We start from the raw sequence: 17,444 nt of genomic DNA, 5'->3' as shown, positions 1-17,444 counted from the left end.
TGGCCGAACCCGGGTGGCGGCGGTCGGCGGCCCGGGTGAGGGTGGCAGCAGCCGCTCCGTCCCACGTCAAGTCAGGTGACCTCGCGATGACGCTGCCCTCCGCCTTCGGCGCCGGCGACCCCTTCTCCGATCTGTTCAGCCGCTTCTTCGGGATGAGCCCGCAGGCCTCGCCGCCCGCGGTGCAGCGGGTGCCGATCGGCCGGCTGCTCAACGAGTCGAGTCAGGAGCTGATCGAGGCGGCCGCCCAGCGCGCGGCCGAGGACGGCAGCAGCGATCTGGACACCGGGCACCTGCTCTGGGCGGCCACCCAGGTGGACTCCTCGCGCCGGATGCTGGAGCGGGCGGGCGTGGACCCCGACGAGCTCGCCGAGGACCTGCGCGCCTCGCTGCCGACGAACGCCGCCGGGGTGACGGAGGAACCCTCGCTCACCCCGGCCGCCAAGCGCGTGCTGCTCGCCGCGCACGCCCGCTCGCAGACGGTCGGCGCCTCCTACATCGGCCCCGAGCACATCCTGGGCGCGCTGCTCGAGCAGGAGCGCTCCGGCGCGGGCCAGGCGCTGCGCGGCGTCGCGCCGTCCCAGGGGGCGATGCGCACCGCTCTGGAGGGGTTCGGCACCGGCGGCGAGCGCAGCAGCACCGGTGCGCACCCGAGCCAGACGCCCACGCTGGACGAGTACGGGCGGGACCTGACCGTCGAGGCCCGCGCGGGCAGGCTCGACCCGGTGGTCGGCCGGGCGGAGGAGATCGAGCAGACCGTCGAGATCCTCTCCCGGCGCACCAAGAACAACCCGGTGCTGATCGGCGAGCCGGGCGTCGGCAAGACCGCCATCGTCGAGGGTCTGGCCCAGCGGATCGTCTCCGGTGACGTGCCGCAGACCCTCAAGGACCGCCGGGTGGTCACCCTCGACCTGACCGGGCTGGTGGCCGGCTCGAAGTACCGGGGCGAGTTCGAGGAGCGCCTGAAGAAGGTGATCGACGAGGTGATCGCCGCCGACCAGAGCGTGATCCTCTTCCTGGACGAGCTGCACACCGTGGTCGGCGCGGGCGCCGGCGGCGAGGGCTCGATGGACGCGGGCAACATCCTCAAGCCGGCGCTGGCCCGGGGCGAGCTGAGCGTGGTCGGCGCCACCACGCTGGACGAGTACCGCAGGCACGTGGAGAAGGACGCCGCGCTGGAGCGCCGGTTCCAGCCCGTGCTGGTGCCCGAGCCCAGCGTCGAGGAGACCGTGCAGATCCTGCAGGGCCTGCGCGACTCCTACGAGGCCCACCACCAGGTCCGGTTCGCTGACGAGGCGTTGGACGCCGCCGCCGCGCTCTCCGACCGCTACGTCAGCGACCGCTTCCTGCCGGACAAGGCGATCGACCTGCTCGACCAGGCGGGCGCCCGGGTGCGGCTGCGCGGCCTGGGCGGCAGCAGCCAGGCCCAGCAGGGCAAGGACGCGATCGCCAAGCTGCGCCGCGAGCTGGACGAGGCGGTGGCCGAGGAGGACTTCGGGCGGGCCGCCGACCTGAAGCAGCGGCTGCGGCAGGCCGAGGACGAGCTGGCCGAGGTCGGCGAGGAGCGCGAGGGCGTGGTCAGCGTCACCGCCGACGACATCGCCGAGGTCCTCTCCCGGCGCACCGGCATCCCGGTGGCCCAGCTGACCGAGACCGAGCGGGAGCGGCTGCTCAAGCTGGAGGAGACCCTCCACCAGAAGGTGATCGGGCAGGACGAGGCGGTGGTCGCCGTCTCCCAGGCGGTGCGTCGCGGCCGGGCCGGGATGGGCGACCCCGACCGGCCGACCGGCAGCTTCCTCTTCCTGGGCCCCACCGGAGTCGGCAAGACCGAGCTGGCCAAGGCGCTGGCCGAACTGCTCTTCGGCGACCCGGACCGGATGATCCGCTTCGACATGAGCGAGTTCCAGGAGAAGCACACCGTCTCCCGGCTGGTCGGCTCGCCGCCCGGCTACGTCGGCTACGAGGAGGCCGGCCAGCTCACCGAGGCGGTGCGCCGCAAGCCGTACAGCGTGCTGCTCTTCGACGAGGTGGAGAAGGCCCACCCGGACATCTTCAACCTGCTGCTCCAGGTGCTGGACGACGGACGGCTGACGGACGCCCAGGGGCGCACCGTCGACTTCCGCAACACGGTGGTCATCATGACCAGCAACATCGGCTCCCGCCGGATCCTGGAGCACCACGGCGACGTCGACGCGATCCGCGGTGACCTGATGAAGGACCTGGGGCAGCAGTTCCGCCCCGAGTTCCTCAACCGGATCGACGAGGTGATCGTCTTCCACGCGCTCGCCCGGACCGATCTGGTGCACATCGTCGACCTCCAACTGGAGCGCAGCAGACGGCGGTTGAAGGCGCAGAACGTCGATCTGGAGGTGACTGGGAACGCCAAGGAGTGGCTGGCCAACCGCGGTTACCAGCCGGAGTTCGGCGCCCGCCCGCTGCGCCGGACCATCCAGACCGAGCTGGACAACCGGGTGGCCAACCTGCTGCTGGCGGGCACCGTCCAGCCGGGTGACACGGTGATCGCCGATGTCGAGGAGGGCGAGCTGACCTGCACGCTGGCCCGGCCCGAGCCGTCGGCGGCTGCCGCCTCCGCGGCCGCCGCGAAGGAGTGATGAGCCCGATGGTGGAGAAGAAGCGGATCGTGGTCGGCGTGGACGGCTCCCCGGCCGCCGCGGCGGCGCTGCGCTGGGCGATCGAGCAGGCCAGGGCGACCGGCGCCGACGTGGTCGAGGCGGTGATGGTCTGGGAGATGCCCGGCTACTACGGGCTGGGCGCGGGCATGGTGCCGCCCCCGCCGGAGGAGCTCAACCCCGAGCGGCTGGCCGCCCAGGTGCTCGCCGAGGCGGTCGCGCAGGTGACCGGCGGGGAGCCGGCCGTGCCGGTCCTGCAGCTGGTGCTGCCCGGGCCTGCCTCGGCCGCGCTGCTCAGCCAGGCCAGGGGCGCCGAGCTGCTGGTGGTCGGCAGCCGGGGCCTGGGCGGCTTCGCCGGGGTGCTGCTCGGCTCGGTCAGCCGGCATGTGGTCGAGCACGCGCCGTGCCCGGCCGTCGTGGTCCGGCCCGAACCGGGCGATCACGGCGACCACGGCGGCGCCGAGCGGCCCGTCAGCGGCGGATGACCGACCGCCCGCAGCCGCATGTCGACCCGGTGGAGGCGATGACCGCCACCGGGCTCGGCTGTTTCGAGTGGGATCCGGCCACCGGCCGCTTCACGCTGGACGAGTGCGGCCTGACGGTCTTCGACCTGCGCCCGGACGAGTACGACGGGATGGCGGCCGGGCTGTCCCAGCGGATCCCGGTCGAGGAGGTGATCCGGCTCTTCAAGCTGGTGGAGGACATCCGGGCCGGCCGCAGCGACTCCTACAGCAGCTACTTCCGGATCCGCCGCCGGGACGGCTCGATGCGCTGGACCCACACCCAGGGCCAGGTGATCCGCGACCCGCGGGGCGAGGGCCTGCGGGTGGTCGGCGTGGTGCGCGACGCGACCCAGGAGCTCTCCCACTCTGCGCTGCGGCTGATGGCCGAGGACGACCGCCAGCGCCAGGAGACGGCGCTGGGCGAGGTGGCGCGGGCCCTCGGCGAGGCGCTCTCCGTGGAGGACGTGGTGGCCGTGCTGACCGGGGACCAGAGCATGCGCCGGCTGGGCGCGCAGGGCATCACGCTCGGCGTGGTCGATCAGGGCCGGGTCAAGCTGGTCGGCGCGGTCGGCCGGGTGAACGTCCGGGTCCGCGCGATGCACCAGGCCCGGCTGACCGAGCCCCGGCCGCTGAACGACGTGGTGCGCTCCGGCGAGCCCGCCTTCTTCACCTCGCGCGAGGTGTTCGCCAGCCGCTACCCGGACCTGGCCGACCAGCTGACCGACAGCCTGGCGACCGCCGCAGCCTTCCTGCCGCTGACCGCCCAGGGCCGCCCGATCGGCGCGCTCGCCCTGGTCTACGAGGGCAAGCGCGGCTTCAGCAGCGAGGACCGCACCCTGCTGACCACGCTGGCCAGCGCGATCGCCCAGTCGCTGCAGCGCGCGATGCTGGTCGACCAGTCCCGGGAGATCGCCGCCGGGCTGCAGAACGCGATGCTGCCGCGCCACCTGCCGCCGCTGCCCGGGGCCGAGCTCACCGTGCGCTACCGCACCGCTCGCGAGGGCGTCTGGATCGGCGGGGACTGGTACGACGTGGTGCCGCTGGGCGGTGGCACGGTCGGGGTGGCGATCGGTGACGTGCAGGGCCACGACACCGAGGCCGCCGCGATCATGGGGCAGCTGCGGATCGCGATGAACGCCTACGCCGCCGAGGGGCACAACAGCGCCGAGGTGCTGGGCCGCGCCTCGACCTTCCTTGCCGAGCTGCACGCCGACCGCTTCGCCACCTGCCTCTACCTCCAGGTCTCGCTCGCCACCGGCCAGGTCCGCGCGGCCAACGCCGGCCACCTGCCGCCGCTGGTGCGGCACGCCGACGGCACGGTCGGCCGGATCGAGGTGGCCACCGGCCTGCCGCTGGGCCTGCCGGCCGGCTGGCTGCCGGCCGGCTATCCGCACACCGATTTCCACCTCGCGCCCGGGGACACCCTGCTGCTCTACACCGACGGGCTGGTCGAGCGGCCGGGGGAGGACCTGGAACTGGGCCTGGCCCGGCTGGCCACGGCGCTGGCGGACGGCCCCGGGCGGCTGTCAGCGCTGGCCGACCACGTGCGCGACACGCTGGCGGTGCGGTTGGAGGCCGAGGACGACGCGGCGTTGCTGCTGCTGCACCGCGAGGGGCCTTAGCGCCTCTGACGCTGGCAGGCCCTGTAGTGGATCCGTCAAGGAATGGCGCGGGGGCGTACGGCAAGCGTCAAGAACCGGTGTCGCCACAGGTCGGCGGGGGTCCAATGGGGTGTGGAGCCGAATCCCGGGCGCGTCGAACTGGTCGGCGCGGGCGGGCGGTCCGTGGAGAGGAAGCGGTCGCCATGGCCGAGGGAGCACGGGTCATCGTCGGGGTCAGCGGCTCGGTGAGTTCGCTGGCGGCGGTTCACCGCGCGGTGCGGGAGGCCCAGCGGCGGGGCGCGGAGCTGGTGCCGGTGGCCGCCTGGCTGCCCGATGACGAACCGCTGCGCCCGCTCTCCGAGTTGGCGCACGCGGCGCGGCGCCGGCTGGACGTCATCTTCGACCAGGCGTTCGGCGGCTACCCCGCCGGGCTGCTGCTGAGCCCGCTGGTGCTGCGCGCCGAGGCCGGGCCCGCCCTGGTGGCGGTCGCCGACCGGCCCGGCGACCTGCTGGTGGTCGGCGCGGGCCGTCCGGGGCGGGTGTCCCGGCTGCGGCACGGCTCGGTGGCGCGGTACTGCCGGGCCCACGCCCGCTGCGAGGTGCTGGTGGTGCCGGCCGCCGACCTGCTGGCCGATCTCGAGCACGCCGTACACGGCTGGGCCGGTCCCGCCGCGATCCGGTAGCCGGGTCGATCCACCCCATGAGCGCGCCGGGTGGCTGACGGATCCTCAGCCACCCGGCGCTTTTCAGCGGATCGCGCAGTCATTCCGGAATGCGCGGCCCGGCGGAATTCACTCGCCGGCGCTGAAGCCGCTCTCCGAGCCGCTCTGGCCCTGGAGGTTCTCGGAGACCTCGCCGTGGCCGGCCACCACGGTGTTGTTGTGGCTGTGCGTGTCAGCGTGGTAGCCGGCGATGCTGTGCGCGCTGGCGGCGGTGGCGGTACCGGCGACCGTGAGGCCGGCCACGGCAAAGCCGATCAGGGCGGTGCGAATTCGCATACGTATTCCCCTTATCCGGCGGGCCGAGGATTTCGACCCGTGATGACAGAGAGAATGCACTACCTGACGCTGCGACAGTTAATTGCATACGGACTCTTTCACCCTGTTGGCGGCGAGCGATGCCGCGTCGGCCGAATCGCCCGGACGGCCCTGGCGCGCTGGCCCGGCGGGGAGTGGCGCGGGCGCTAAAGTCGCCCAGCACATCACGTCTCTGAAGGAGCGCCAGGTGAAGAACGACCAGGTGGTCACCGGTGGCCCGTGCTGGGTCGAGCTGGGGACCTCGGACCCGGCCGCCGCCAAGGTGTTCTACGAGGAGCTCTTCGGCTGGCGGCCCGAGACCGACCCGCGTCCCGAGGCCGGCGGCTACACCATGCTGCTGCTGGGCGGGTCCCCGGTGGCCGCGGTGACGCCGCGCTACGCGGCCGGACAGCCGACCGCCTGGGCGGTCTCCTTCGCAGTCACCGACGCGGACGCCACCGCCGACGCCGTCACCAAGGCCGGCGGTCAGGTCGTGGTGGGGCCGCTGGACGTCTTCGACGCCGGCCGGTTCGCGGTGGTCGCCGACCCGGCCGGGGCGGTCTTCGCGCTCTGGCAGCCACGGGCCTTCGGTGGCGCGGCGGTCTTCAACAAGCCCGGTTCGCTCGGCTGGGTCGAGCTGCTGACCCGGGACGTGCCCGGGGCCTGCCACTTCTACCCGCAGGTCTTCGGCTGGAGCATGGCGGCGAGCGAGTGGTACACCCAGTGGGGGATCGACGGCGCCGACTTCGGCGGCATGATGCGGATGGACCAGCACTTCCCGGACTCCGTGCCGGCGCACTGGCGGCCGTACTTCGCGGTCACCAGCGTGGACGCGACGGTGCAGCGGGCGACCCGGCTCGGCGCCGAGACGCTGCTGGCGCCGATGGATCTGGCCGGCGGCCGGCGGATCGCCGTGCTGAGCGACCCGCAGGGTGCGAGCTTCGGTGTCTACCTGGCCGGCAGCGAGGGATGACGATCGTGCTCGGCAACCCCGCCGAAAACAGCAACATCTGAGCTATCGTCGGATTATCAGTGCGGCGCGGAAGGGGAGGGATGCCCGTGCGGCGCAATCCTGGACCCCACCGCGAACCGTCGCCGCGCGGGCCCTGGCGCCGGTCGCTGCACGCGCTCGGCCGACAGCTGCGCCCTGCCTTCGGCGGCGACCTCGGGCCGCTCGGGCGGCCACTGGACCGGGCCCGCAGCCGGGGGCGGCTGCTGACCGCGTTCGGCCTGCTCATCGCGTTGCTGCTCGGCGCGCTGCTGGTGGTCCGCGGCGTGGCGGGCGCCCCCCGGCAGGCCGCCGCCCGCGCCGCGCACCTGCACCGGGTGTCCGCCGTGGTGCTCGCCCCGCTCCGCCCCGACGCCACCGCACCCGGCTACCGCTTCGACAGCGGCCAGCAGGCGACGGTGCGTTGGACCTACCCGGCCGGGCACACCGGGACGGCCCGGATCGAGCCCGCCCACCCGGTCCTGGCGGGCGGCGCGCTGCCGGTCTGGGTGACCGAGGACGGGCGGCTCGGTGCCTCGCCCCCGACCACGGCGGGCCTGGCCGTGCTGGCGGTCGGGATCGGCACCGGGAGCTGGCTGCTGCTCAGCGCGGCGATCCTGACCGGCTACACGCTGCGCCGCCGTGCCCTGGAGCGCCGCGCGCTGCGGGACTGGGGCGCCGGCTGGGCGGCCGTCGAGCCGCACTGGTCGGGTCGACTGCGCGGCCGTCCGGGCAACACCGCGCCCTAGCGGGAGTCGCCCAGCACGTCAACTGTCAACCCAGCGGTGGCAGTTCGGTACGGGCGTGGCGGCCCAGCCGGTCCAGTGCGTCGACCATGCCGGCCGCCTCGGGCTCGGAGAGGGCGCCGCTCAGCAGGCGGTGCGCCTCGCGGGTGTGCGCCTCGGCGGCGGTGACCAGGGTCCGCTCGCCGAGTGCGGTCATGCCGACCAGCTGCACCCGCCGGTCGGCGGGCGAGGGGGTGCGGGTGACCAGGCCGGCCTCGGTCATCCGGTCGATCAGCCGGGTCGCGCCGCCGCTGGTGAGCACCAGGCCGCCGGAGAGCCGGTTCATCGGGGTGCCGTCCGGGTGGGCGGCCAGGATCAGCAGCACCTCGAACATCGAGTGGCTGATCCCGGCCTCGCGCTGGATCGCACCGCCCAGCAGCCGTTCGATCAGCGCGGAGGTGTTGAGCAGCACGCCGATCGCCTGGATCCCCGGGTCGGCGGCAACCTGCGCGGCACTGCGGGGCTGCTGCTCGGGATCCGGCACGGCGGAACTCCTTCACGGGTGCTGAACGGCCGACGGGTGTCGGATGGCCCCCTATCGTGGCCAGCCGGCCGCCGCCGGTCCAATCGGACCGGCGGCCGGCCCGCTGTCAGTAGCCGCAGGTGAACCGCTCGCCCAGGTGCTGCGGCTGCTCGATCTCGTCGACCAGGGCCACCGCGTAGTCCTCGACCGAGATCCGGCTGCTGCCGTCCGCCCCGGTGACCAGCTCGTCCTGCGCGGTGCGGAAGTCGGCGGTGCGCTTGCCGGGCTCGATCGTCGCGGCCGGGCTGAGGCTGGTCCAGCTGACGTCGCTGACGGTGCGCAGGTGGTCGAGCGCGTCGCCGTGCGCGTGCATGATCTGCAGCAGCCAGTCGGGCAGGCCGGGCGCGTCCCAGACCTGCTTGCCGTCCGGGGTGCGCAGCGAGCCGGCGCCGCCGACCGCGATCAGCCGCGGGGCCTGGTCGCCGAGCGTCCGCAGGCCGGTCACCAGGGAGCGCGCGGCGGGCTCGATGGTGGCCAGGTGACCCGGGCCGTCCCCGCCGCCGACCGCGCTGACCAGCACGTCCTGCCCGGTGGCCGCGGCGCTGACCGAGGCGGGGTCGAGCACGTCGCCCTTGGTCACGGTGAGTGACGGGTGGGTCTCGGTGATCTTGGCGGGGTCGCGGACCACGGCGGTGACCTGGTGGCCGCGGTTCAGCGCCTCGCGCACCACGGCGCTCCCGATGGTGCCGTTGGCGCCGAAGACTGCGATCTTGGACATCAGGGTTCTCCTCGGAGATACGGGTCCGGCGGGATGACCGGACAGTCATCTGAGTCAACAGTATCTGAGCATGCAGATATTTCCCGGGCTCAGGATTCTTTCGGCAGCAGGGCCCGCACCGCCTCGACGGTGTCCGCCTCGGTGGCGGGCTTGTCCGGCCGGTAGCGCAGCACCCGGGCGAACCGCAGGGTGACCCCCTCCGGATAGCGCGAGGAGCGCTGCACCCCGTCGAAGGCGATCTCCACCACCAGCTCGGGCCGCACCCGCACGCCCCAGGCCGGCCGCTCCACCGCCAGCCGCTGCAACTCCTCGGTCTGCCAGGCGAGCAGTGCGTCGGTGAGCCCCTTGAAGGTCTTGCCGAGCATCGCGAACGAGCCGTCCGCCCGGCGTGTGCCCAGGTGCAGGTTGGACAGCCGTCCGGCCCGGCGGCCGTGGCCCCACTCGGCGGCCAGCACCACCAGGTCCAGGGTGTGCACCGGCTTCACCTTCAGCCAGGCGCTGCCGCGTCGCCCCGCCGTGTAAGGCGAGTCCAGCGCCTTGACCACCACCCCCTCCTGCCCCCGGGCCAGCGCGGCCTCGGCGAACGCGCTCGCCGCCTGCCGGGCGGCCGGGGCGGCCGGGTCCGCCACCACCAGTCGGCGCACCCGCAGCGGCCCGGGCACCAGCGCGTCCAACTCGGCGTGCCGGCGTTCGGTGGGCAGCTCCAGCAGGTCCTGGCCGTCGAGCGTGAGCAGGTCGAAGAAGGCGGGGGAGAGCGGCAGCGACTCGGTGGCGCTGGGTACGTCCAACCGCGAACCGACCCGTCCCGCGATCTGCTGGAACGGGCGCGGCCGGCCGGTCGGGTCCACGGCGATCACCTCGCCGTCCAGTACCGCCCGCTCGGCGGGCAGTGTCAGGGCGGCGGCCACCACCTCGGGCAGCCGGTCGGTGATCTCCTCCAGGGTCCGGGTGAAGATTCGCACCGCGGGGCCGTCCCGGTGCACCTGGATCCGGATGCCGTCCAGCTTCTCCTCCACCGCGCACGGGCCGAGCCGGTCCAGCGCCTCCTCGACGCTCCTGGCGGTGTGCGCGAGCATCGGCAGCACCGGGCGGCCGACGGTCAGGCCGAATCGGGCCAGGGCGTCCGGGCCGTCCGCGAGCAGCGCCCGGGCCACCGCGCCGAGCGTGCCGCCGAGCATCACCGCCCGGCGCACCTGGTCGGCGGGTGCCGTGCTCGCGACGGCCAGCGCGTCCACCGCGAGCGCGTCCAGCGCGCCCTGGCGCACCTCGCCGCCGATCAGCCGGATCAGGAACTCCTGCTCGGGTTCGGTGGCCGCGCCCAGCAGTGCGACCAGCAGCCGGCGCCGCTCGGCCTGCGCACCGGTGCCGCGCACGGCGGCCAACCCGGTCAGGGCCGCGTCGACCTGGGCGACCGTCAGACTCGGCGAGGTCGCGGCCGGGACGGGCTCGGCGAGCACGCTCCAGCCCACCCCGAGCCGGCCCTGCGGCAGCCGTCCGGCCAGGTAGGTGATCACCGTCGGCGCCTCGGCCGGCTCGGTGGTCCGGAACAGCTCGGCCAGCAGCGCGGTCTTGCGGGAGCGGGCCGAGGTGGCGGCGACCTCGCGCGAGGTCCGGGCGAGGTCGGCCAGCAGCATGCCCCCATGCTCACCCCGGCTTCGAGGCGCGGGTGCTTCTGACACGCCGTCGGCATCGCTGATACGGTATGCGGAAACTAGAATACATATACAGACAGGGGTGGCGTGATGGACCGGCCGATGCCGCGAGGATTCCGCTCTCACACGGCCAATCTGGGCCTCAAGGACAGCGCCGACGACTTCGCCGTCGTGATCTCCGAGACGCCCGCCGTCTCGGCCGCCGTCTTCACCCGCTCCCGGTTCGCCGGACCCAGTGTGCTGCTCAGCCAGGGTGACGCGGCCCGGCAGGACGCCCGGGGCATGGTGGTGATCTCGCGCAACGCCAATGTGGCCACCGGGCGGGCCGGTGCCGCGCACGCGGCCGAGGTCCGCCGGTTGGTCGCCGAGGCGGTGGGGGTGGTGCCCGAGCAGCTGGTGATCGGCTCGACCGGGGTGATCGGGCGGCCCTATCCGATGGAGTCGATCCGGGCGGGCATCGCCGAGATCCCGGCCGCACTGCCGCCGGCCGACTTCGAGGCCGCCGCCGCGGCCATCATGACCACCGACACCCGCGCCAAGTCGGTCCGGCTGCGCTGCGGCGAGGCCGTGCTGGTCGGGATCGCCAAGGGGGTCGGCATGATCGAACCGAACATGGCCACCCTGCTGACCTTCTTCTTCACCGACGCCGAACTGCCGGCCGGCGAACTGGACGCGGTCTTCCGGCGGGTGATGGACCGGACTTTCAACGCGCTGAGCATCGACACCGACACCTCCACCAGCGACAGCGCCGCGATCTTCGCCAACGGCCAGGCGGGCCCGGTCGACCCCGCCGCCTTCGAGGCGGTGCTGTACCGGGCGGCGCTCACCCTGGTCCGCGACATCGCCTCGGACGGGGAGGGCGCGAGCAAGCTGATCGAGGTCCGGGTGACCGGTGCCCGGGACGCCGCCCAGGCGAAGCGGGTCGGCAAGTCGGTGGTCAACTCCCCGCTGGTCAAGAGCTCCGTGCACGGTGCGGACCCCAACTGGGGCCGGGTGGCGATGGCGATCGGCAAGCTCGACGACGACCGGCTCGACCCGGCCAGAACCACCATCCGCTACGGCGCGTTGGAGCTGTTCCCCGCGGAGCCGGACGACGAGCGGCTCGCCGCGGCCGGAGCGTACCTGGCCGGGACGGAGGTGGTGATCGGCGTGGACCTGGGGCTCGGGGACGGTGAGTTCACCGTCTACGGATGTGATCTGACGCCGGAGTATGTCGAACTGAACTCCGGCTACACCACCTGACCCGACCTGGCCGGGATCGCCGCGGAGATCCCGATCGAGCGCACCGAGGCAATGGTCAACGCCCTGCGCGGATCGGGGAGTTCGGTCCGCTTCACCCGGTGCGCCGGGGTCGGCCACGACTCCTGGACCCGCAGCTACGACAACCCCGAGCGCTACGACTGGCTGCTGTCCCGGCGCCGCAGGTCCTGACCGGTAGCGGCCCGCCCGGCCGCCGGCGACCGAGGCAGACTGGAGGCATGTGCCGAAGCATCAAGACCCTCCGTCCGCCCGTCCAGCCCGAGGTCACCGAGGAGGACATCCACGCCGCCGCCCTGCAGTACGTCCGCAAGGTCTCCGGCTTCCGGGCCCCGGCCGCGCACAACCGCGCGGTCTTCGACCAGGCGGTCGCGGCCGTCGCGGCGGCCACCACCGCGCTGCTGGCCGGCCTGGAGGTGCGGGGCGCGGGAGCCCGGCAGCCGCACGCATAGCGAAGCGCCCGCAGCACCGGCCGGGAAGGGCCGGTGCCACGGGCGCTACGGTGCTCCGGCAGGTCAGCGGTGCGCGTTGCGGCGGCGGGTGAAGAGCACCGCACCGGCGCCGATGGCGATCAGCACCGCGCCACCCACACCGAAGGTGACCAGCTGGCCGCCGTTGGTGCCGGTGAAGGCCAGCCCGGTGGGCGTGGCCGAGACCGGCTTGACCGACGGGGTGCCGACCGGCTCATCGGTGGCGGCGGCCGAACCCGAGGGCGCGGGCGCCGACGGGCTCGGCACGGTGCCGGCCGGGGCCGAGGGGCTCGACTTGGTCGGGCTGCTCGCCGGGGTCGAGGAGCTGCCGCTGGGCGACGGGCTCGGCGAGTTGCCCGGCGACGACGGGCCGCTGGGGCTGGCCGGCGCGGGGGCCGAGGGCGAGGGCGGCGGTGGGGTCGAGGAGCTCGGGGACGGGCTCGGCGAACTCGGCGCGCTCTTGCTGCTCGACGGGCTCGGGGCGGGCGGCGTCGGGGTGACCTGGCAGGCGCTGCCGCCGTTCCACGCCGAGATCAGGTTGTCGGGGAAGACGCCCGTCGGGTACTTGGGCAGCGGGCCGCTGATCCCGTCGTACTTGGTGGCGCCGTTGTAGAGGTCGATCTGGCCGAAGCAGGGCGGCATGTCGGCGCTGATGTCCAGCGTCGCCTGCCGCTTGCCGCTGTCCAGCGTGGTGGTCGCCCAGCCGAGGAAGGCCTGGGTGCCCGAGCTGCCCCAGGTCGGCCCCTGGGTGCTGTACGAGGCCAGCGAGACCTGGTACGAGCAGCCCTTGTCGACGTTGCCGTCGAGCCGGACCTGGATGCTGCCGTACGGCGCGGACATCCGGTCGTTGTTCTGCCAGGTGGCGCCGTTGTCGACCGAGTACTCGACCGCCGCGGAGCCGCAGCGCTCGATGGCCTGGGCGGGCCCGGCGGTGACGAGGGGGGCGGCCGTGGCTATGCCGAGGGCCGCCAGTGCCGGAAGGGTCCGGCGCAGAGGGTGGTGCACGAAGCTTGCTCCTGAACGTAGCTGCACAGTGGTGCAGGCGCACCGCCCCCGCAGGTCTGTGACCTGGGGGACATTACGTCTGAGAGCGGGACGATAGCCGACGCCGTGCCCGGGTGTGCGACCGGGGCTGGCCCTGCGGTTGACGGTTCGTCGGCGTCCGGCTGATGCCACGTCAGATCGGCATTCAGCTTGCGTTCGGCTGACGTTCAGTAAATTTCCAGCAAGCGGATGCTCAGTCGGCCAGCTCCGGGTCAACCGGCGGATAGGGGGCGGCGTACCGCCCGACCAGGCCGAGCAGCCGGGCCTGCGGCGCGGCGTCCGGCGCGGTGGGCACCGGGGCGGCGAAGCGCTCGGTGGCCGGCAGTCGCTCCGCGTACGGGGCGACCTCGTGCAGCGCGAACTCCACCAGCTCGGGTGCCAGGTGGGTGTCCTGGCCGGTGGCCCGGGCCAGGTCCCAGGTGTGCACCGCCAGGTCGACGGTCAGCTGCGCGCAGTAGTCCAGCGCCGACCGGTCGCCGTGGGGCAGGTGCACGGTCAGCGCCAGCGCGTACGGCATGCCGAACGCCGTGCGGGCGCCGGCCACGGCCCTGGCCCAGTCGGCGGCCGGGTCCTCGCCCAGCACCTCCCCCTCGAACCGGTCGCCCAGCTCCGCCGGGGTCGCGCCGAGCAGCAGTTCGGGTGCCCGCAACTGCTCGGCCGTCAGGTGGTTGACCAGCTCGCGGACCGACCAGGCGGCGCACGGGGTCGGCGCCTGCCACTGGTTGCGGGCCACGGCCTGCACCCGGCGGCCGAAGGAGGCCAGCGCCTCGTCGTACAGCCGCAGCACCTCGCGCTGGCGCCGTTCGGTGCGCTCGCGGCTCATCGGGGCCTCCTGCAGCGGACTGGCGGGCCGGGTGTCACTGCGGGGTGGCCTCGATCCGTGCGGCGCTCTCCCGGGCGCGGGCGCCGGAGCGAGTGCGGCCCGCAGTGACCAGGCGGCTCGGAAAGCGGCGCAGGTACTCCGCCTCCAGCTCGGCCGAGCGCCGGGTGTGGTGCCGCAGCGCGTCGTCGGAGCCGTAGAGGAAGGTCTCGTGCCGGGTCCGGTGGAGCTGTTCCAGCTCGTGCAGCAGGCGCTCGTCCTGCAGGTCGCGGGCGGTGACGCGGTCGGCGGTGCCGTCCGTGGTGGCAGTCGATCGCATGGCGGGTGCCTCCTCGGTGCTCGACCCGGTGTCGGGTCGTGACCCCCCTCTTAGCCCGGTGCCCCCTGCGGGGCGCCGGAAACCGGGCCCGGCCGGTGGCGTGGCGCGGTCTCGCGCACCGCCAGCAGCCGGACGCCGATCTCCTGCAGGTCCTTGCGGCGCAGCGTGGCCCGCAGTCGCGGGAACCACTCGCGCTCCTCCTGGCTCATCTGCTGGGTGGCGGCCGACAGCAGCGCGTCCACCAGCCCGGCGAAGCCCGGGTCGTCGGCCGGCCGGGCAGCCACCTCCTCGCAGAGTCGGTCGATCGCGGCGTGGTCCCGGTAGTCGCGCAGCGCCTCGTGGGCGGGGTCCCGCAGCAGGGCGCTGACCAGGGGGTACAGCACCTCGTCGACCAGGTAGGAGTGGACCAGGAGATCGTGCACGATCTGCTGCGCCAGCTCACCGCGGGCCGCCGATCCGGCCGGGTCCAGGGCACGGTAGTCCTTGAAGAGCCGCTGCAGGTCCTTGTGCTCCTGTTTCAGCAGCACGATCGCGTCGCTGGACATCCGCTCTCACCTTCTCGGCCTCGCGTGTCCCCTGAAACGATGGTGCCAAATCGAACGCTCCGCCGGGCGGCCCGGCCGATCGGGTACGGCCGATCGGGTGAGCGAGCCCGTGCGCTCCGGCGGTCATGGCAGCGGGATCCGGCCGCGCAGCACCTCGTGCCAGAGCCGGCGCAGCCGGGTCGGCGGGCCGCCCGGGCCCATCGGGGTGGTGCGTCCGGTGGTGAGCAGCGCGGCCTCGGCGACCCGGTCGCGGCTGCGCCGCCACTGCTCGAATCTTCGGGCCAGCACGGGGTCCTCGGCCATCAGCCGGGCCTCGATCCGTCGGCTCTCCCGAGCCTCTTGCCGCGAGAGGACCATGATCCTCACCTGCTGTCCTTTCGGCCCTTCCACCGTGGGGCGCGCCCTCGGGCCTCAGCGATCCGGCGCCCCGCCGTCGGCCAGCAGCCGTGCCAGGTCGTAGCCGACCGGCTCCTCCAGCTGGCCGTAGTCACAGCTTTCGGGGGACCGGTCGGGGCGCCACCGGGTGAAGCGGGTGGTGTGCCGGAACCGGGTCCCTTCCATGTGATCGTACGCGACCTCGCAGACCAGTTCAGGGCGGAGCGCGACCCATGACGGGTCCTTGCCGTCCCGGCCGCCGCTCCACCGGCTGGGCGCGCCCGGCATCCGGCTCGCCTCGTGCGCGCTCTCCTCGGTCCAGGCCGCCCACGGGTGCTCGCTCGGGTCGGCCAGCCGCAGCGGGGCCAGCTCCTCGGCCAGCGCCCGGCGGCGGGCGGCGGTGAACGAGGCGCAGACGCCGACGTGCTGCAGCACCCCGGCCGCGTCGTACAGGCCGAGCAGCAGGGAGCCCACGCCCTGGCCGTCCTTGTGCTCGCGGTAGCCGGCCACCACGCAGTCGGCGGTGCGGCCGTGCTTGATCTTGAACATCGCGCGGACGCCGGGGCGGTAGGGCTGGTCCAGCGGCTTGGCCACGATCCCGTCCAGACCCGCGCCCTCGAAGCTGGTGAACCAGCGGCCGGCCAGCTCCCGATCGGTGGTGGCGGGCGCCAGGTGCACCCAGGGCCCGGCCCCGGCGAGCGCGGCGGTGAGGGCGGCGCGGCGCTCGGCGAGCGGGTCGGCCAGCAGCGAGCGGTCGTCCAGCGCGAGCAGGTCGAAGGCGATGAAGCTGACCGGCTTCTCCGCCGCGAGCTTGCGCACCCGGGAGGCCGCCGGATGGATCCGCTCCTGCAGCTCCTCGAAGTGCAGCCGGCCGTCGTGCGCCATGACGATCTCGCCGTCCAGCACGCAGCGCGGCGGCAGCTCGGCGCGGCAGGCATCGAGCAGCTCGGGGAAGTAGCGGGCCAGCGACTTGCCGGTGCGGCTGGCCACCTCCACCTCGTCCCCGTCGCGGAAGACGATCGCGCGGAAGCCGTCCCACTTGGCCTCGTAGTGCATGCCGGCCGGGATCTCGTCCACCGCCTTGGCCAGCATCGGCTCGACGGGGGGTAGCACGGGAAGGTCCATGGCTCTGATGGTGCGTCACCCACGAGCGTCCCGCAGTGCGTGCCTCTAGCGTGGAAGGCATGGGTGAAGCCGTTGAGCTGCAGGTCGGGGCGCGGGTCGTCAGACTGTCCAACCCCGGCAAGGTGTACTACCCCGGCCCCGGCTACACCAAGCTGGACGTTGCCCAGTACTACCAGGCGGTCGCCGAGGCGGTGCTGCGCGGGCTGCGTGACCGGCCGACCACGCTGCAGCGGTTCCCGGACGGGGTCGAAGGTGAGTTCTTCTACCAGAAGCGGGCCCCGAAGAACACGCCCGACTGGCTGCCCACCGCCCGGATCGCCTTTCCCAGCGGGCGGTTCGCCGACGAGATCTGCCCCGGCGAGCCGGCCGCCGTGCTCTGGGCGGCGAACCTGGGCTGCCTCACCTTCCACCCCTGGCCGGTGCGCCGCCACGACACCGACCGGCCCGACGAGCTGCGGCTGGACCTCGACCCGCAGCCGGGCACCGACTTCGCCGACGCGGTGCGCGCCGCCCACCAGCTGCGCGAGGTGCTCGCCCGGTACGGGCTGACCGGCTGGCCCAAGACCTCCGGCGGGCGCGGTCTGCACGTCTACGTGCCGATCCGCGCCGAGTGGCACTTCGCCGAGGTGCGGCGCTGCGCCATCGCGCTCGGCCGGGAGCTGGAGCGGCTGTTGCCCGAGCGGGTCACCACGCACTGGTGGAAGGAGGAGCGCGGCGTGAAGGTCTTCGTGGACTACAACCAGATGGCCCGCGACCGCACCATCGCCTCCGCCTACTCGCTGCGGGCCCGCCCCGAGGCCACCGTCTCCACCCCGCTGAGCTGGCCGGAGCTGGACGGGGCCGCGCCCGGCGACTTCACGCTGCGCACCGTGCCGGCCCGGCTGGCCGAGCTGGGTGATCCGTTCGCCGGGATGGAGGGGCAGGCCTTCGGCCTGGAGGCGGTGCTCGAGCTGGCGGACCGTCAGGAGCGCGACGAGGGGCTGGGCGAACTGCCCTACCCGCCGGACCACCCGAAGATGCCGGGGGAGCCGCCACGGGTGCAGCCGAGCCGGGCCCGCAAGGAGGAGTGAGCCTCG

20 protein-coding genes are annotated in these 17,444 nt (G+C 73.8%); 10 read left to right on the top strand and 10 right to left on the bottom strand.

What is annotated here, in order from left to right; all coding sequences use genetic code 11:
• Positions 1-86 precede the first annotated feature (86 nt).
• The 4 genes from OG403_RS04815 (at position 87) to OG403_RS04800 (ending at position 5,414) form a co-directional block, all read left to right on the top strand.
• A complete protein-coding gene (locus OG403_RS04815) occupies positions 87-2,609 on the top strand; it encodes an ATP-dependent Clp protease ATP-binding subunit (RefSeq protein WP_329561694.1) in 2,523 nt (840 codons plus the stop codon).
• Positions 2,609-3,112: a universal stress protein gene (locus tag OG403_RS04810; RefSeq protein WP_329561693.1), complete on the top strand. Its 504-nt coding sequence runs from the start codon at positions 2,609-2,611 to the stop codon at positions 3,110-3,112. The genes OG403_RS04815 and OG403_RS04810 overlap by 1 nt, the downstream gene beginning before the upstream one ends.
• Positions 3,109-4,752, top strand: coding sequence for a SpoIIE family protein phosphatase (locus OG403_RS04805; protein ID WP_329561692.1), 1,644 nt, complete (start codon positions 3,109-3,111; stop codon positions 4,750-4,752). Before OG403_RS04810 ends, OG403_RS04805 begins: the two co-directional genes overlap by 4 nt.
• Before the next feature lie 182 nt (positions 4,753-4,934).
• Positions 4,935-5,414 carry a universal stress protein gene (locus OG403_RS04800; RefSeq protein WP_329561690.1) on the top strand — a complete coding sequence of 160 codons (480 nt, stop codon included), beginning with the start codon at positions 4,935-4,937 and terminating at the stop codon, positions 5,412-5,414.
• Positions 5,415-5,522: 108 nt separating this feature from the next.
• Here the strand turns inward: OG403_RS04800 and OG403_RS04795 are convergent, their stop codons facing one another.
• Positions 5,523-5,729: a hypothetical protein gene (locus OG403_RS04795; protein ID WP_329561689.1), complete on the bottom strand. Its 207-nt coding sequence runs from the start codon at positions 5,727-5,729 to the stop codon at positions 5,523-5,525.
• A gap of 226 nt (positions 5,730-5,955) precedes the next feature.
• On the opposite strand from OG403_RS04795, the gene OG403_RS04790 reads away from it, so the two are divergent.
• Positions 5,956-6,720 (top strand): VOC family protein, encoded by a 765-nt coding sequence (locus OG403_RS04790; protein WP_329561688.1) that lies wholly within the window; start codon positions 5,956-5,958, stop codon positions 6,718-6,720.
• Positions 6,721-6,806: 86 nt separating this feature from the next.
• Positions 6,807-7,484 (top strand): Rv1733c family protein, encoded by a 678-nt coding sequence (locus OG403_RS04785; RefSeq protein WP_329561686.1) that lies wholly within the window; start codon positions 6,807-6,809, stop codon positions 7,482-7,484.
• A 25-nt stretch (positions 7,485-7,509) separates the two neighbouring features.
• On the opposite strand, the gene OG403_RS04780 is transcribed toward OG403_RS04785, so the two are convergent.
• The 3 genes from OG403_RS04780 to OG403_RS04770 all read right to left on the bottom strand — a co-directional run bounded on the left by OG403_RS04780 (position 7,510) and on the right by OG403_RS04770 (position 10,395).
• The gene (locus tag OG403_RS04780) at positions 7,510-8,004 is read right to left on the bottom strand and encodes a MarR family winged helix-turn-helix transcriptional regulator (RefSeq protein ID WP_329561684.1); all 495 of its coding nucleotides are present in this window, start codon (positions 8,002-8,004) and stop codon (positions 7,510-7,512) included.
• 106 nt (positions 8,005-8,110) lie between these two features.
• Positions 8,111-8,761 (bottom strand): NAD(P)-dependent oxidoreductase, encoded by a 651-nt coding sequence (locus tag OG403_RS04775; RefSeq protein ID WP_329561683.1) that lies wholly within the window; start codon positions 8,759-8,761, stop codon positions 8,111-8,113.
• 89 nt (positions 8,762-8,850) lie between these two features.
• Positions 8,851-10,395 carry an ATP-dependent DNA ligase gene (locus OG403_RS04770; protein WP_329561681.1) on the bottom strand — a complete coding sequence of 515 codons (1,545 nt, stop codon included), beginning with the start codon at positions 10,393-10,395 and terminating at the stop codon, positions 8,851-8,853.
• 120 nt (positions 10,396-10,515) lie between these two features.
• Here OG403_RS04770 and argJ point away from each other — a divergent pair, with 120 nt between their 5' ends.
• Genes argJ through OG403_RS04755 form a run of 3 tightly spaced genes read left to right on the top strand, consistent with a single transcriptional unit; the run spans position 10,516 to position 12,122 of the window.
• Complete coding sequence (argJ, locus tag OG403_RS04765) at positions 10,516-11,655, top strand: bifunctional glutamate N-acetyltransferase/amino-acid acetyltransferase ArgJ (protein WP_329561679.1); 1,140 nt, start codon at positions 10,516-10,518, stop codon at positions 11,653-11,655.
• Between the two features lie 51 nt (positions 11,656-11,706).
• Positions 11,707-11,844, top strand: coding sequence for a hypothetical protein (locus tag OG403_RS04760; RefSeq protein ID WP_329561677.1), 138 nt, complete (start codon positions 11,707-11,709; stop codon positions 11,842-11,844).
• 47 nt (positions 11,845-11,891) lie between these two features.
• Positions 11,892-12,122 (top strand): DUF2277 domain-containing protein, encoded by a 231-nt coding sequence (locus OG403_RS04755; RefSeq protein ID WP_329561676.1) that lies wholly within the window; start codon positions 11,892-11,894, stop codon positions 12,120-12,122.
• Between the two features lie 63 nt (positions 12,123-12,185).
• Here OG403_RS04755 and OG403_RS04750 read toward each other — a convergent pair whose 3' ends face one another.
• From OG403_RS04750 to OG403_RS04725, 6 genes are all read right to left on the bottom strand, one after another.
• Positions 12,186-13,145 (bottom strand): hypothetical protein, encoded by a 960-nt coding sequence (locus OG403_RS04750; protein ID WP_329561674.1) that lies wholly within the window; start codon positions 13,143-13,145, stop codon positions 12,186-12,188.
• Positions 13,146-13,377: 232 nt separating this feature from the next.
• Complete coding sequence (locus OG403_RS04745) at positions 13,378-14,007, bottom strand: TIGR03086 family metal-binding protein (RefSeq protein WP_329561672.1); 630 nt, start codon at positions 14,005-14,007, stop codon at positions 13,378-13,380.
• 34 nt (positions 14,008-14,041) lie between these two features.
• On the bottom strand, positions 14,042-14,323 hold the full coding sequence (locus OG403_RS04740) for a DUF6158 family protein (protein WP_329561671.1): 282 nt from the start codon (positions 14,321-14,323) through the stop codon (positions 14,042-14,044).
• A gap of 50 nt (positions 14,324-14,373) precedes the next feature.
• Positions 14,374-14,868 (bottom strand): hemerythrin domain-containing protein, encoded by a 495-nt coding sequence (locus OG403_RS04735; RefSeq protein WP_329561669.1) that lies wholly within the window; start codon positions 14,866-14,868, stop codon positions 14,374-14,376.
• A 123-nt stretch (positions 14,869-14,991) separates the two neighbouring features.
• Positions 14,992-15,225 carry a DUF3040 domain-containing protein gene (locus OG403_RS04730; protein ID WP_329572098.1) on the bottom strand — a complete coding sequence of 78 codons (234 nt, stop codon included), beginning with the start codon at positions 15,223-15,225 and terminating at the stop codon, positions 14,992-14,994.
• Between the two features lie 54 nt (positions 15,226-15,279).
• Positions 15,280-16,368: an ATP-dependent DNA ligase gene (locus OG403_RS04725; RefSeq protein ID WP_329561667.1), complete on the bottom strand. Its 1,089-nt coding sequence runs from the start codon at positions 16,366-16,368 to the stop codon at positions 15,280-15,282.
• A 59-nt stretch (positions 16,369-16,427) separates the two neighbouring features.
• Between OG403_RS04725 and ligD the strand changes: the two genes are divergently transcribed.
• Positions 16,428-17,438 carry a non-homologous end-joining DNA ligase gene (ligD, locus tag OG403_RS04720; RefSeq protein WP_329561666.1) on the top strand — a complete coding sequence of 337 codons (1,011 nt, stop codon included), beginning with the start codon at positions 16,428-16,430 and terminating at the stop codon, positions 17,436-17,438.
• Positions 17,439-17,444 lie beyond the last annotated feature (6 nt).

Origin of the sequence: Kitasatospora sp. NBC_01266 (assembly GCF_036242395.1) — a bacterium.
Lineage (GTDB): Bacteria > Actinomycetota > Actinomycetes > Streptomycetales > Streptomycetaceae > Kitasatospora.
This window is presented reverse-complemented; position numbering and strand designations above follow the sequence as displayed.